The following is a 14,289-nucleotide window of genomic DNA, read 5'->3' on the forward strand; positions in this document are numbered from 1 at the left end:
TCGCCTTATCAGGATTATTGTCTTTCGAACCAGGCGCGCAGCTGCGCTTCGAGTTCGTTGATATCGATGATATTGTTGATTACCACCAGCTGGCTTTCCGGCACGCTGGCGCTGGCGGCAATGTCTTTCGCCATCACAAACAGGTCCGCCGCACCCGGCGTGGCCGAGGAGAGATCGGAGTGTTCAACCTCGGCCTCAATCTCCAGTTTTTTGAGCACCTTTTTAATATTCATTTCAACCATAAAACTGCTGCCCAGACCGGAGCCGCAAATAGCCATGATTTTCATTGTTATCCCCTTTTTTGAGTAGAGTACGTCCCATCACGCTGACGCGTAATGTTGAGATGAATTGGATTAAATAATTAAATCAGAAGCGGTCGATGACGGTTTTTATCTCCTCCAGCGTGTTCGCCCGATGTAATTCAGCCATATCTTCGTCGCTGGAAAATAATTCTGCTAAGGCGGATATCATTTCGATATGGCTATGTTTGTCCGGCGCCGCCAGCATCACAATCACATCGACGGGGTCAAACTCACCGGCACCAAAAGAGACGCCCTGTTTCAGTTTTAATAATGACAGGCCATGTCCTTTCGCCCCTTCTTCCGGCCGCGCATGTGGCATGGCCAGCCCCGGAGCCAGCACATAGTAGGGACCTAACGTATGGTGCTGCTCGATGATAGCCGTGACATATTCCGGCGCAATGACCTGCAAATCCAGCAGCGGTTTCGCGCACAGTTCCAGCGCCTGGGGCCAGTTTTCTACGCTATCCTGTAGGGTGATGGTTGTATCATATATCCATTTTTTGAGCACTTTTCACTCCCGCTAAAGACCAGACATGGGCAAACTTTATTCAACCCATCAATCAATGACTGCGATCGCGATCACAAAGATAGCGCTACCAACGACTAACATGCAGAACTGTGATAGCGCTATCAAATTGCTATCATGGTGTGAAATCACAGCAAAAAAAGGGATTTAAGGCGTATACTGCCAGTCACGTAAAATGAAGGATGAAACTGAATCGCGTCCTGTCAGCAGGAAGATGTATGTCTTTAACCCGAAAACGGCGCAGTACTGGAAAAGTAACGCTCGCGGATGTCGCACAGCTTGCCGGAGTCGGCACGATGACTGTTTCCCGTGCCCTCCGCACGCCCGAACAGGTTTCCGATAAACTGCGTGAAAAAATTGAAGCCGCGGTGCAGGAGCTGGGTTACATGCCCAATCTTGCCGCCAGCGCACTGGCATCGGCGTCGTCATGGACGATTGCGATGGTTGTTCCCAATCTTTCTGAAGCGGGCTGTTCCGAGATGTTCGCCGGGCTACAGCAGGTGCTCCAGCCAGCCGGATATCAGATCATGCTGGCGGAATCTCAGCATCGGCTTGAACAGGAAGAGAAACTGCTCGAAACGCTGCTGGCGTCAAATATCGCCGCCGCGATTTTGCTCAGCGTCGAGCACACGGATACCGTTCGCCACTGGCTGAAAAATGCCTCGATTCCGGTGATGGAAATGGGTGCCATGCGCGCCGACCCGATTGATATGAATATTGGGATCGATAACGTCGCCGCCATGTATGAACTCACAGAAATGGTGATTCAGCGCGGCTACCAGAATATCGGCCTGCTGTGCGCCAACCAGGAGCAGTGGATTTTCCAGCAGCATTTGCAGGGCTGGTACAAAGCGATGCTGCGCCACCATCTGTCGCCGAACCGGGTGATCAACGCGGCCATGACGCCAAGCTTTTCGACGGGCGCGGCACAGCTGCCTGAGTTCCTGCTGGCATGGCCGGAGCTGGATGCGCTGGTGTGTGTTTCAGATGAGCTGGCCTGCGGCGCGCTGTATGAGTGCCAGCGTCGGCGCATTAAAGTCCCTGACGATTTAGCGGTAGTGGGCTTTGGCGATAGCGACGTGAGCCGCGTCTGTCAGCCGCCGCTGACGACGATGGCGGTGCCGCATCGCAAGATTGGCATTGAAGCCGGGAAAGCGTTACTGGAACGTCTGAATGATGGAGACTGGCGCGACCATAAACCCATCGCGTCCAGCCTGTGCCTGCGGGAAAGCTGTTAAGGCTTACTCAGCCTCTTCCTCTTTTTCGGCTTTATTTTCCGGTTTAGCGGATTCGTTTTTGGCGTTGCGGGTCATCCACAGCGCCAGTGCTTTCAGGGAATCTGGCGTGAACTCGTCGCAACGCGCGGTGATCTCTTCCGGCGTCATCCAGCATACTTCGCTCACTTCCTCTTCCTGCAAGGCGAAAGGTCCGTGGGAAACGCAGCTAAACAGCCCGCCCCAGACGCGACAATGTTCATCTTCGAAATAAAATTGCCCGTGCTCGGCAAACGGCACGCCAGCAATGCCTAACTCCTCTTCCGCTTCACGACGTGCGGAATCCAGCAGTACTTCATCGGCCTGCACGACGCCACCCGCTGTGGCATCCAGCATACCAGGAAGAAAATCTTTGGTGTCGGTGCGGCGCTGGACCAGAATCTTGCCCATGCCGTCATGAACAACGATATACGTCGCGCGGTGACGCAGACGCTCCGCACGCATTTGTTCGCGGCTGGCCTGCGCGATCACTTCATTTTCTTCGCTGACAATGTCAACCCATTCAGTACTTGCCAAATGATTCTGCTCCACCATCGGGAAACCTTCTCGTCTAAGCGCTCTTTCGGCGCGTTTGCAGTTGTGGTGTAACTTACGGATTAATCGCTATCTGCGCAATAACTTGCTGATCATTAAGTGCGATAACGCTTAATGTGCCGTCTTCATATATGCCGTAGCTTGCCGGGTTGCCGCCTTTAGGAATGCTGACAGACCCGGGGTTAAAGTGATAAAACGCCCCACGTTTTTCCGCCACCGGAATATGAGTATGACCATAAACCAGGACATCGCCAGCGGCGAGTGATGGCAGGTTATCCGGGCCGAACAGGTGCCCATGGGTCAGGAACAGACGGCTGTTTTCCATCAACACCTGTTGCCAGGGAGCGGTGATGGGAAAATGCAGCAGCATCTGGTCAACTTCGCTGTCACAGTTGCCGCGAACGGCGATGATGCGTGAGGCAAGAGGATTGAGTTTTTCCGCCACCTGCGCGGGGGCATAGCCTTCCGGCAACGCGTTACGTGGGCCGTGGTTTAACACATCGCCCAGGATCACCAGCCATTGCGCCCCGCTTTGGGCAAACAGAGAAAGCACGCGTTCGGTCGCGGGCAGCGATCCATGAATATCCGACGCAAACATCAGTTTCATCAGTTACTCCTCGGGAATTCAGACTGCCCCTATCATACCTCAAGCGCCCCGTCTTATCAGCCCACGCGCTTAGCAGAGAGTGCCAGATAGCGCTGTACTGACGCGCGCTGCCACTGGAATGTGGCGTAATCCACCAGCAGCTGTGGTACGGCATCGCCGTTGAGGATCAGGCGATTAAGCATCAGCGCCAGATCGGTGTCGGCAATACACCACTCGCCAAACAGGTTTGGATTACCCTGCGCCAGCAGCGATGACGCGGTATCAATCAGCTTCCGGGCGCTGGATAAGCCTTCTTCGCTGAGGGCGGGCTTTTTGACGCCTGCGAACACCACGTCCGTAGAGCGTTCGGTGCGAATCGGCACCAGGTCGCTACGCAGCCATGCCTGGATCTGGCGGGCGCGGGCGCGCTTTTGCAGATCGTGAGGATAGATGCGTTCCCACTCTGGCGGGGCAAAACGGTCCTCAAGGTACTCGTCAATCGCCGAGGATTCACTCAACTCAAAACCGTCTATCTCCAGTACAGGGACACGGCGGGTGAGCGCGTAGCCCTGCCACTGGGGCTTCAGATGTTCGCCGCTGTCCAGGTCAACGGTTTTCAGACTAAAAGCAAGCCCCTTTTCTGCCAGCGCCACATAAACGCTCATGACATAAGGAGAAAAGAAGTTCGCATCGGACCACAACGTTATTACAGGCTGGCTCATAACATCCTCATCGGCTGATCGGTTTTCACTCAACATATAATCTCTTTGCCTCGCTGTCACTTGATGAAAACTCACGATTTACACCAAGCACCTATACTGTCTTTTCATGGCAACACTATTCGCACTGACAGGAGTTGAGAATGATAGATCTCTATTATGCCCCCACCCCTAATGGCCATAAGATCACCCTCTTTCTCGAAGAAGCCGAAGTGGACTACCGGATCATTCGCGTGGATATCAGCAAAGGCGACCAGTTCCGCCCCGTTTTTCTGGCCATATCCCCCAACAATAAAATTCCGGCCATCATTGATAACCTACCCTCCGACGGCGGCAAACCGTTAAGCCTGTTTGAGTCCGGAGAGATTTTGCTCTATCTGGCGGAGAAAACCGGCAAGCTGCTGAGCGGGGAGTTGCGCGAGCGTCATCACACGCTGCAATGGTTATTCTGGCAGTCGAGCGGCCTCGGGCCGATGCTGGGGCAGAACCACCACTTTACCGCCTATGCGCCGCAGACGATCCCTTACGCCATTGAGCGGTATCAGGTCGAGACCCAGCGCCTGTACGGAGTTCTGAACCGTCGGCTGGAAAAATCACCGTGGCTGGGAGGCGAACACTACAGCATCGCAGATATTGCCTGCTGGCCGTGGATCAACACCCATGAACGTCACCGGATCGATCTGGCCTCCTATCCGGCGGTGAACAACTGGTTTGAGCGCATCCGGACCCGCCCGGCCACCGAACGCGCCATGCAAAAAATCCATCAGATTTGAGCCTGCGCCCCGTTGGGTGCAGGTGTTCTCCTCATGTATGATGAGGCGAAAATACTGACACGGAGAAGACCTGCAATGTCCCAGCATGACGCTGTTATTCGTATAAAAAATTTACGCTTACGCACGTTCATTGGTATCAAAGAGGAGGAGATCGCTAATCGCCAGGACATCGTGGTGAATGTGGTGATCCACTACCCGGCAGACAAGGCGCGCGCCAGCGAGGACATCAATGACGCGCTGAACTATCGCACGATCACCAAAAGCATCATCCAGTACGTTGAGAACAACCGTTTTGCGCTACTGGAAAAATTAACTCAGGATGTGCTCGACATCGCACGCGAACACCACTGGGTCACTTATGCTGAAGTGGAGATCGATAAACTTCACGCCCTGCGTTACGCCGACTCCGTCTCGATGACGTTAAGCTGGCAGCGCCAGGCGTAAACCTGGAGGTTGTATGAAGATCCTGCTCACCGGCGGTACGGGCCTGATTGGTCGCCATCTCATTCCACGCTTGCAGGCGTTGCATCACGATATCACCGTGGTCACGCGCAGCCCGGAGAAAGCCCGTCAGGTGCTGGGCGCTGGGGTTGAGATCTGGAAAGGCCTGGCGGAACGGCAGGATCTGAACGGCTTTGACGCCGTCATCAACCTCGCAGGTGAACCTATCGCCGATAGGCGCTGGACTGAAGAGCAAAAACAGCGTTTATGCAACAGCCGCTGGAACATGACCGAAAAGCTGGTGGAGCTGATTCGCAACAGCGAGACGCCGCCCTCGGTGCTGATATCCGGCTCTGCTACAGGCTACTATGGCGATCTCGGTGAAGTGGTGGTGACCGAAGAGGAGCCGCCGCACAACGAATTTACCCATAAGCTTTGTGCCCAGTGGGAGCGCATCGCCTGCGCGGCGCAGAGCGATCGTACCCGCGTCTGCCTGCTGCGCACCGGCGTGGTGCTTGCGCCGAAGGGCGGTATTCTCGGTAAAATGCTGCCGCCGTTTAAAATGGGGCTTGGCGGGCCTATCGGCAACGGCCGTCAGTATCTGGCGTGGATCCATATCGACGATATGGTCAACGGCATTCTCTGGCTGCTGGATAACGACCTGCGCGGGCCGTTTAACATGGTATCTCCGTATCCCGTACGTAATGAACAGTTTGCTCACGCCCTGGGCCATGCCCTGCATCGCCCGGCAGTGCTGCGCGTGCCTGCAACAGCGATCCGGCTGCTGATGGGCGAGTCTTCCGTGCTGGTGCTGGGCGGGCAGCGCGCACTGCCAAAACGGCTGGAAGCGGCCGGATTTACGTTCCGCTGGTATGACTTAGAAGAGGCGCTGGGGGATGTGGTGAGATAAAACCAATAATGAGACATCTGACAGCATTTTAACTAATGACTTATAGTAATTTTGTTTGGCTAGAAGACAAATAAACCTATAAGGAAATTAAAATGCGTTTGGATAATTTAATTATAAAAAACTTTAGAAAATTAAAAGACTGCACAATAAACTTTAGAGATGCCACGTTCTTAATTGGTTCAAACAATGCTGGAAAGTCCAGTGTTTTCAGGGCATTGCAATTACTCCATCAAAATATTAATCCTACATCAGACGATTATTCTAAATGTTATAACCAAGAACGTGATGATTACATAAAAGAAGAGACTATAGAAATAATAGGGGAATACCATAATATTCCTGACGAAGCGGAAACATGGATAGGGTTTAAAGGTAGAATTATTAGGAATGAACACCCTTTACCTGGAGAAACAAACAATAAAATTGTTTACAGGAAAGTGTGGAGTATTACAAGCACAAAACCTGAAATTTATATAATGGAGAAAAACAAAAACAGAAGTGAAAAGTATCTTGCAGCGCAAACTCCTGCAGAACTTGAGGGCGATGATTTTACAGTTAAATTTCTAACAGATCATTTCGGTGTTGATAATTTAAATACATCGCTAAATACGAAAGCAAATAAAGAAAAAGCAAACGAACTACCGCAACTATGGGATGTTGTTGCAGATTCTGCAGCAACTTGGGTAAAAAATCCAGGCGGCATCCCAGGCAATATAATATCTAAACTGCCAAAAGTAATTATCATTCCAGCCGAATCGTGCATGTCTGAATTAACTAGCCAAAATGGGGCTCTATTAAGTCTATTAGGCGATCTATTCAAAAGTGTCAGAAACAGATCTGATAACTATACTCAAGCTCAGCAACATCTTTCTTTACTTGCCAGAGAAATGAATCCACAAGACAGGGAAACAGATTTCGGACGATTGATACAAGATCTGAATATAATGGCACATTCTTTATTTCCAAATGCATCTATACATGTAACTGCAAATTTAGATGATGCAGATAAAGTAATTAAACCATTATTTAATGTTGAAATGGAAAGCAATGTCAGAACTTCAGTAAGTTATCAAGGCCATGGAATTATTAGGTGCACTGCTTTTCAATTGATTAGATTTATACAGGATTATTTGAATACGCATGAAGAATCCCAAAGATCAACAATTCTATGCTTCGAAGAACCAGAAATATATTTACACCCTGCTGCTGCAAGTCAGATGAGAGATACAATCTATCAATTCGCATCGGGCATAAGTCAAATTGTAGCGACAACACATTCGCCTTACATGATAAATTTAGGATCAGATATTAACTTAAGCCTCACTAAATTCTCTGTAAGCGAAAATGATTTTACATCCACTCATTCTTTTAATCTTGAACAAGCATTCACAAGTTTACAAGAGAATGAAAAATTAAATCTTAAAATGCTCCTGAAGATTGATGATTATATTGCTAGAATATTCTTTACAAATAAATGTATATTTGTCGAAGGTGATACTGAAGAAGTCATGGTAAGAGAAACTATTAAAAGACTTTCTCCAGAACAAAAGTCTATAGCTATAGGAAATTGCGAGATTTTGCGTGCCAGAGGAAAGGCGGTTATGATTTCAATGGCTAAATACCTAAATGCATTAGGAATTGACTACATCATTTTACACGATTCTGATATAGGAACACCAAAAGCGGAATTAATTAACCCATTGATTTTAGCCGAAACAGGTGAGGCACGTAGAATAATGGTTAATAACTGCATAGAAGATATTCTCGGCTATGACGCGCCTTCGAAAGATAAACCATATAAAGCATATAATTTTATACAGCAAGAATGGGGAACTGATTTTAGTACCCTTCTTCAAAACTGGCGAGATATTTTTTTAAATCTTCACTCACCTTATCTTGATCATCTCCGCTAGTTAATTATACAAGCCAACTATTTACGAGTTGGCTTTTTTATAACTTTCAATATATTCAGCCAAATCATCTTCGACCGTATAAAAATAACAAGCCGGTATATTCAGCACCTCCGCCAACTTGCACGCCAGCGCAAAGTCAGGAGTGTGGATCCCCTTCTCATACTGGTTCATACGTGCGCTAGCCGTCGCTTCATCAATCCCCGCAAGGATCCCAAGTTTTTGCTGTGATAGTCCCGCTTTCAGTCGCGCCGCTTTAAGTCGATGGGGAAGCATGATGACTCTTCAAAATCTGGAAGTAGAGTCATGATTCTGGTATCCCATTATTGAAAATGTACTAAGTATTACTTAGTATTTATATCTGCAATTTGAACAAAATCATATATAAAGGAAAATGTATGAATAGAAATCAGGACATGCACCCAGCAGATATCATCGCCATGCTCCACAAGCGTAAGCTGTCACTTGCAGCTCTTTCACGCCAGGCGGGTTTAAGTTCTTCTACGCTTGCAAACGCGCTCTCCAGGCCGTGGCCCAAGGGGGAAAAGATCATCGCGGATGCACTTGAAAGAGATGCGGCGTCGATCTGGCCCAGTCGCTATTACGATCAATATGGCAACTATGTTGATCGTTCTAAGTTGATGAGGACCAAACGCTAACCCCCACCAACAAAATCCATTCTGTTCGCCAGTTCCATTCCGGTGTTAAGGTATTAAGCCAAATTCATCGGAATGGCGTAACAATGGCAACCATCACCACTCCCCGGCTCCACCTCACCCCTTTCGAACCTTCTGACTGGGCATTCTTCCGCTCTCTGCGTGAAGACCCCACCATCATGCGCTACATGGCCGCAATCACGCCGGAAAAAGAGACGCGCCGCGTATTTGCCGCGCGCCTGATGGCGGAGCATGTCTTTGTGATCCGTTTCCAGAATGACAATACGCCGTTGGGTGATATTGGCCTGCAAATCAGCCCGGCAAACCGTGAAGAGGCGGATATTGGCTACACGGTTGTGCCTGCCGCGCAGGGCAAAGGCATTGCCAGCGAGGCGCTGCGTGCGGTGTGTGATTACGCCTTTAACCAGGCGGGCGTGAAGGCGATTAACGCCTGGGTGCTGGCGGATAACAGCGGGTCGGTGCGGGTGCTGGAGAAAGCCGGTTTTGTACGTACGCAGGTGCTGGAGAAGGCGTATGAGATTAACGGCGTGCGGTATGACGACTGGGGATATCGGCTGGAGTGTGGTACGGTGTGATGCCCTCACCCCGGCCCTCTCCCACGGGGAGAGGGAGAACAACCCAATCCGTAGGCCCGGTAAGCGACGCGCCACCGGGCGATTGGCCTGTGCCTCTTACTTCAACGAACCCTTCAGGAACTGCTGCAAACGCGGGCTTTGCGGGTTCGCCAGCACCTCATCCGGGTGCCCCTGCTCCTCAATCTTGCCCTGATGCAGGAAGATAACGTGGTTAGAAACGTTACGGGCGAAGCCCATCTCGTGCGTCACCACGACCATCGTTTTGCCCTCTTCGGCCAGCTTCTGCATGATGCGCAGCACTTCGCCAACGAGTTCAGGATCCAGCGCGGAGGTCGGTTCATCAAACAGCAACACTTCCGGCTCCATCGCCAGCGCACGGGCGATGGAAACGCGCTGCTGTTGACCCCCTGACAGGTGTACCGGATATTTGATCTGCTGACGCTCGTCGATACCCACTTTCGCCAGGTATTTCACCGCACGCTCGCGGGCTTCCTGCTTGCTTAAGCCGAGCACCTGAATGGGCGCTTCCATCACGTTCTCCAGCACCGTCATGTGGCTCCAGAGGTTGAAGTGCTGGAACACCATCGTCAGACGCGTACGCAGGAGGCGCAGCTGGTTTTTATCCGCTACTTTAAGCTGACCGTCTTTATCACGGACCATGTTAATGTTCTGTCCGCTCACCACAATCGATCCTTCGCTCGGCTTTTCGAGGAAGTTGATGCAGCGCAGGAAGGTACTTTTACCCGAACCTGATGAGCCGATAATACTGATCACGTCGCCCGCGTTAGCCTCCAGCGACACCCCTTTCAGCACTTCATGTTCGCCGTAGCGCTTGTGCAAATCAATTACGTTTAATTTGTTCTCAGCCATCATAAATTCTCAGTGCGTCGACGGTTTTATATGCTGCAACCAGCGTTTTTCAGCCTTACGGAACAGGCTGATCAGAACGTAAGAAATGATCAAATAGAGCACTGCCGCAATGCCAAACGCCGTAAACGGCTGGTAGGTGGCAGAGTTAATATCGCGGGCAATCTTTAACAGATCCGGTACCGTGGCGGTAAACGCCAGCGCCGTGGAATGCAGCATTAAAATCACTTCATTGCTGTACGCCGGCAGTGCAATACGCAGCGCTGAAGGCAGAATAATACAGCGGTAAAGCTTCACGGAGGAGAAGCCGTACGCGCGCGCCGCCTCAATCTCACCGTGCGGCACGGAACGAATGGCCCCGGCGAAGATCTCAGTGGTGTAGGCGCAGGTATTGAGGGTCAGCGCCAGCACCGTACAGTTCAGACCGCTGCGGAAGAACGCGTTGAGCATCTCGGTGCCTTTCACGATCTCCAGCGTGTACATCCCCGAATAGAACACCAGCAGCTGCACGTACAGCGGCGTACCGCGAAACACGTAGGTGAACAGCCAGATCGGGAACTGGATAAATTTGTTGTTCGACACGCGACCGATGGCGAGAAACACCGCCAGAATGCCGCCCATTACCACCGAGGAAATCAGCAGCCAGAGCGTGATCGCCACGCCGGTAAAGCGGTAGCCATCCGTCCACAGCAGGGATTTCCAGTACTCCTGAATAATCTCAATCACAGGTCAGCCCTCTTCACACCCACGGAGTAGCGACGTTCGAGCAGAAGCAGCACACCATTGGAGACGGTCGTAAAGACCAGATAGATCACACCGCAGACCACCGCAAAATAGAACGGCTCCCAGGTGCTTTTACCTGCCAGCTGGGTGGCCTTCACCACATCTTCCAGCCCCAGCAGAGAGACCAGCGCCGTTGCCTTGAGAATAACCTGCCAGTTGTTACCGATACCCGGCAGCGCGTAGCGCATCATGGCCGGGAACATGATCCGGCGAAACGTTTGTGAAGAGGTAAAACCGTAGGCGGTCGCCGCTTCAATGTGCCCCTTCGGCACGGCCATGTAAGCGCCGCGGAAGGTCTCTGTAAAGTAGGCGCCGTAGATAAAGCCAAGGGTAATAATACCGGCCACCATGGGGTCGATATCGATCTGATCCATGCCGATGGCATCCGTCACGCCATTCAGTGCGATTTGCAGACCGTAAAAGATCAGCAGCATCAGCACCAGGTCAGGAACGCCGCGAATCAGCGTGGTATAGCCTTCAAATATCAGCGCCAGCGGTCTGTTGGCGGATAATTTTGCCCCCGCGCCCGCCAGGCCTATCAGCACCGCCAGCACCACGGAGCTGATAGCCAGCTCAAGGGTGACAAGCGCGCCCTGTAAAATAACGCCAGAAAATCCGTACAGCATACCGCGTGCCCTGTCGTCTCGTGAGTGGTGGAACCGTGTCTTTTCCCCTCCCGAAACGGGAGGGGCCGCACGTTATCAGACGGGGCGATTAGCCGCCGTAAACATTAAAATCGAAGTACTTTTTCGCCAGCTTGTCGTAGGTGCCATCCGCGCGCATTTCGGCGAACGCTTTGTTCAGGGCTTCACGCAGTTCATTGTCTTCTTTACGCAGGCCCATACCGGTGCCGACGCCAAAGAGTTTTTCATCCTTAATGGATGGACCGCCGAATTTGTAATCTTTTCCCACAGGCTGTTTCAGGAAGCCTTCGCTTGCCGCCACTTCATCTTGGAATGCCGCGTCAATACGGCCTGCCGTAAGGTCTGCGTAGATGTTTTCCTGACCCTGGTAAGAGACAATTTCAATCCCTTTAGGTGCCCAGTGCTCGTTGCCGTAGGTTTCCTGCGTAGTCCCCTGCAACACGCCCACGCGTTTGCCTTTCAGAGATTCAAGGGTTGGCTGAATGTCAGAGGATTTCGCTACCACCAGACGGGAATCTGCCGCGTAGAGTTTGTCCGTAAAGGCAATCTCCTGCTGGCGTTTTTCTGTGATGGACAGGGAGGACATGATCACGTCGATTTTTTTCGCTTTCAGAGACGGGATCAGCGCATCCAGCGGGTTTTCAACGTAGGTACATTGCGCTTTAATGCGTTTGCACAGCTCGTTAGCCAGATCAATGTCAAAACCGACCAGTTCCCCCTTCGCATTCTTCGATTCGAAAGGTGCATAGGTTGGGTCAGTTCCAATACGAATTTTCTGCGGAATGGCTGCGAATGCCGCGGTGGCGCTGGAAAAGGCCAGTACCAGAGAAAGTGACAACACCAGTTTTTTCATATCTGTCCTCAACAAACTGTCTTAATACGAGATTTTTACGACGACGGGGTAGTGTTAATGTGCCATTAATCCCCTCATTCAGGCAAAGATTAATGCCTCTGAACGGGAATTTTTGCATTTTAAATGCTTAACTATGCACACAACGATCCAGTATGGTGCATGTGCTGCACCATACTGGAACATTTCCGCCTGATATGCACCAATTCGATGCATATCATTCAGCCATTAATCACCGTAGACGTTGAAATCGAAGTATTTCTTCGCCAGTTTGTCGTAGGTACCGTCTTTACGCAGCTCATTAAACGCTTTGTCGAAGGCGGCTTTCAGTTCGGTATCATCCTTACGCAGGCCAATACCGGTGCCGTCGCCAAAGTACTTTTTGTCTTTTACCGACGGGCCGGCAAAGGCGTACTCTTTACCCGCAGGTTGTTTCAGGAAGCCTTCGCTCGCGGCGACTTCATCCTGGAACGCGGCATCCAGACGGCCTGCCGCCAGGTCAGAATAGATCAAATCCTGATTCTGGTAGGCAACCACATCGACGCCCTTCTCGCGCCAGTTGGCATTCGCGTAACCTTCCTGAGTCGAGCCCTGAAGCACACCAACATGCTTGCCTTTCAGCGAGTCGATGGTCGGCTGGATGGGGGAACCTTTCGCGGCAATCAGACGTGAATCGGCAGCGTAGAGCTTCTCAGAGAAGGCGATCTCCTGCTGACGTTTTTCCGTGATGGAGAGAGAAGAGATAATGGCATCAATTTTCTTGGCTTTCAGCGACGGGATCAGCGCGTCAAAGTCACTGCCCACCCATGTGCATTTCACTTCCATGCGTTTGCACATCTCATTTCCCAGATCGATATCAAACCCTACGAAATCGCCTTTCGCATCCTTGGATGAGAATGGCGCATAGGTTGCGTCTGTACCGATACGAACTGTCTGTGGAAGCGCTGCATAGCTGCCTGCTGCTGCACTCAAGCCCACGAGCAAAGACAGAGCCAGAACCGTCTTCTTCATACATTTACCCTCAAGAACCGTGATTTTATTATGGTTTATGTTGTGTGTTGTGTTGCAGGCTGCTCTTGCAGGTCTTATGCCACATTGTCGTCGGATAAAAACTACGACGTTAAATATGTTAATAAAACGTTGCGATACTGCCTTAATGGTGAAAGATAGCAGGTCTGCCGAACGAACCGGAAAGAGAAAAAGGGAAAAAGCGAATTAAATGTCGAGGATATGATCGCGGTTGCAGTTTTGCCCTGAAACAGGGCAAATTGTCTTTTCATGCACCTTGTGTGTGCACAGTTTCACGCCCCCTGCCAGCGGGTAAAGAGATCTTCCGGCAGGTCGATATCGAACTGATCCAGCACGCGGTTAACGGTCTGGTTAATGACATCGTCCAGCGACTGCGGGCGATGATAGAACGCGGGGACCGGCGGCATAATCACGGCTCCCAGTTCGGCAGCCTGGGTCATCAGGCGCAAATGGCCAAGATGCAGCGGCGTTTCCCGCACGCAGAGCACCAGCGGCCGACGCTCTTTCAGCACCACATCCGCCGCGCGCGTCACCAGCGTGTCGGTATAACTGTTCACAATGCCGGAGAGGGTTTTAATGGAACAGGGCAGGATCACCATACCGGCCGTTTTGAACGAGCCTGAGGAGATGCTGGCGGCGATATCGCGGGCATCGTGGACAACGTCAGCCAGGGCCTGCACGTCGCGCAGCGAGAGATCGGTTTCAAGAGAGAGGGTCTGACGCGCCGCCTGGCTCATCACCAGATGGGTTTCTACGCCTGGAACGTTACGCAGCACCTGTAACAGCCGGACGCCATAAATCGCGCCGCTGGCACCGCTGATCCCTACAATGAGTCGTTTCATGATTTTCGCCCTTGCTGATTTCAGGGCAGACTGTGCAGGATTTTACG

At 51.4% G+C, this 14,289-nt stretch carries 19 protein-coding genes; 7 read left to right on the forward strand and 12 right to left on the reverse strand.

All coding sequences use genetic code 11. From position 1 onward, the window contains the following. Window positions 1–14: 14 nt before the first annotated feature. On the reverse strand, window positions 15–287 hold the full coding sequence (locus tag ACOTX7_RS00550) for a PTS sugar transporter subunit IIB (protein ID WP_003861447.1): 273 nt from the start codon (window positions 285–287) through the stop codon (window positions 15–17). Between the two features lie 79 nt (window positions 288–366). Next, window positions 367–810, reverse strand: coding sequence for a PTS sugar transporter subunit IIA (locus ACOTX7_RS00555; protein WP_213827667.1), 444 nt, complete (start codon window positions 808–810; stop codon window positions 367–369). 236 nt (window positions 811–1,046) lie between these two features. On the opposite strand from ACOTX7_RS00555, the gene ACOTX7_RS00560 reads away from it, so the two are divergent. Then, a complete protein-coding gene (locus ACOTX7_RS00560; protein ID WP_006811395.1) occupies window positions 1,047–2,066 on the forward strand; it encodes a LacI family DNA-binding transcriptional regulator in 1,020 nt (339 codons plus the stop codon). 3 nt (window positions 2,067–2,069) lie between these two features. Here the strand turns inward: ACOTX7_RS00560 and yfcD are convergent, their stop codons facing one another. From yfcD to yfcF, 3 genes are read right to left on the reverse strand one after another with little or no spacing between them, the layout of a single operon-like run. Further along, window positions 2,070–2,636 carry an NUDIX hydrolase YfcD gene (gene yfcD, locus ACOTX7_RS00565; protein WP_006811396.1) on the reverse strand — a complete coding sequence of 189 codons (567 nt, stop codon included), beginning with the start codon at window positions 2,634–2,636 and terminating at the stop codon, window positions 2,070–2,072. A gap of 55 nt (window positions 2,637–2,691) precedes the next feature. Beyond that, window positions 2,692–3,243, reverse strand: a complete 552-nt coding sequence (gene yfcE, locus ACOTX7_RS00570) for a phosphodiesterase (protein ID WP_221256278.1) — start codon at window positions 3,241–3,243, stop codon at window positions 2,692–2,694. A gap of 56 nt (window positions 3,244–3,299) precedes the next feature. Continuing rightward, a complete protein-coding gene (gene yfcF / locus ACOTX7_RS00575; RefSeq protein ID WP_221256279.1) occupies window positions 3,300–3,944 on the reverse strand; it encodes a glutathione transferase in 645 nt (214 codons plus the stop codon). Window positions 3,945–4,084: 140 nt separating this feature from the next. On the opposite strand from yfcF, the gene yfcG reads away from it, so the two are divergent. The 4 genes from yfcG to ACOTX7_RS00595 all read left to right on the forward strand — a co-directional run bounded on the left by yfcG (window position 4,085) and on the right by ACOTX7_RS00595 (window position 7,978). Then, window positions 4,085–4,714, forward strand: coding sequence for a GSH-dependent disulfide bond oxidoreductase (gene yfcG / locus ACOTX7_RS00580; RefSeq protein WP_006811399.1), 630 nt, complete (start codon window positions 4,085–4,087; stop codon window positions 4,712–4,714). Window positions 4,715–4,789: 75 nt separating this feature from the next. After that, complete coding sequence (gene folX, locus ACOTX7_RS00585; protein WP_032673976.1) at window positions 4,790–5,158, forward strand: dihydroneopterin triphosphate 2'-epimerase; 369 nt, start codon at window positions 4,790–4,792, stop codon at window positions 5,156–5,158. A 13-nt stretch (window positions 5,159–5,171) separates the two neighbouring features. After that, window positions 5,172–6,065, forward strand: a complete 894-nt coding sequence (locus tag ACOTX7_RS00590; protein WP_221812893.1) for a TIGR01777 family oxidoreductase — start codon at window positions 5,172–5,174, stop codon at window positions 6,063–6,065. A gap of 92 nt (window positions 6,066–6,157) precedes the next feature. Then, on the forward strand, window positions 6,158–7,978 hold the full coding sequence (locus ACOTX7_RS00595) for an ATP-dependent nuclease (RefSeq protein ID WP_221812891.1): 1,821 nt from the start codon (window positions 6,158–6,160) through the stop codon (window positions 7,976–7,978). A gap of 21 nt (window positions 7,979–7,999) precedes the next feature. On the opposite strand, the gene ACOTX7_RS00600 is transcribed toward ACOTX7_RS00595, so the two are convergent. Then, window positions 8,000–8,251: a helix-turn-helix transcriptional regulator gene (locus tag ACOTX7_RS00600; protein WP_221812889.1), complete on the reverse strand. Its 252-nt coding sequence runs from the start codon at window positions 8,249–8,251 to the stop codon at window positions 8,000–8,002. Between the two features lie 122 nt (window positions 8,252–8,373). Here ACOTX7_RS00600 and ACOTX7_RS00605 point away from each other — a divergent pair, with 122 nt between their 5' ends. After that, a complete protein-coding gene (locus tag ACOTX7_RS00605; protein ID WP_045343824.1) occupies window positions 8,374–8,634 on the forward strand; it encodes a helix-turn-helix domain-containing protein in 261 nt (86 codons plus the stop codon). 83 nt (window positions 8,635–8,717) lie between these two features. Beyond that, window positions 8,718–9,227, forward strand: a complete 510-nt coding sequence (locus ACOTX7_RS00610; protein ID WP_221812887.1) for a GNAT family N-acetyltransferase — start codon at window positions 8,718–8,720, stop codon at window positions 9,225–9,227. A 96-nt stretch (window positions 9,228–9,323) separates the two neighbouring features. Here the strand turns inward: ACOTX7_RS00610 and hisP are convergent, their stop codons facing one another. From hisP to ACOTX7_RS00640, 6 genes are all read right to left on the reverse strand, one after another. Next, window positions 9,324–10,097: a histidine ABC transporter ATP-binding protein HisP gene (gene hisP / locus ACOTX7_RS00615; RefSeq protein WP_032673977.1), complete on the reverse strand. Its 774-nt coding sequence runs from the start codon at window positions 10,095–10,097 to the stop codon at window positions 9,324–9,326. 9 nt (window positions 10,098–10,106) lie between these two features. Further along, a complete protein-coding gene (locus ACOTX7_RS00620) occupies window positions 10,107–10,820 on the reverse strand; it encodes an ABC transporter permease (RefSeq protein ID WP_003861424.1) in 714 nt (237 codons plus the stop codon). Next, a complete protein-coding gene (locus ACOTX7_RS00625) occupies window positions 10,817–11,503 on the reverse strand; it encodes a histidine ABC transporter permease HisQ (protein WP_006811404.1) in 687 nt (228 codons plus the stop codon). The genes ACOTX7_RS00620 and ACOTX7_RS00625 overlap by 4 nt, the downstream gene beginning before the upstream one ends. Window positions 11,504–11,591: 88 nt before the next feature. Then, window positions 11,592–12,374, reverse strand: a complete 783-nt coding sequence (gene hisJ, locus ACOTX7_RS00630; protein ID WP_003861421.1) for a histidine ABC transporter substrate-binding protein HisJ — start codon at window positions 12,372–12,374, stop codon at window positions 11,592–11,594. Window positions 12,375–12,599: 225 nt separating this feature from the next. Then, a complete protein-coding gene (gene argT, locus ACOTX7_RS00635; RefSeq protein ID WP_006811405.1) occupies window positions 12,600–13,382 on the reverse strand; it encodes a lysine/arginine/ornithine ABC transporter substrate-binding protein ArgT in 783 nt (260 codons plus the stop codon). A gap of 290 nt (window positions 13,383–13,672) precedes the next feature. After that, on the reverse strand, window positions 13,673–14,242 hold the full coding sequence (locus tag ACOTX7_RS00640) for a UbiX family flavin prenyltransferase (RefSeq protein WP_047353425.1): 570 nt from the start codon (window positions 14,240–14,242) through the stop codon (window positions 13,673–13,675). Between the last annotated feature and the right edge of the window lie 47 nt (window positions 14,243–14,289).

The organism is Enterobacter cloacae complex sp. IR5418 (assembly GCF_049238105.1).
Classification (GTDB): Bacteria; Pseudomonadota; Gammaproteobacteria; order Enterobacterales; family Enterobacteriaceae; genus Enterobacter; species Enterobacter hormaechei.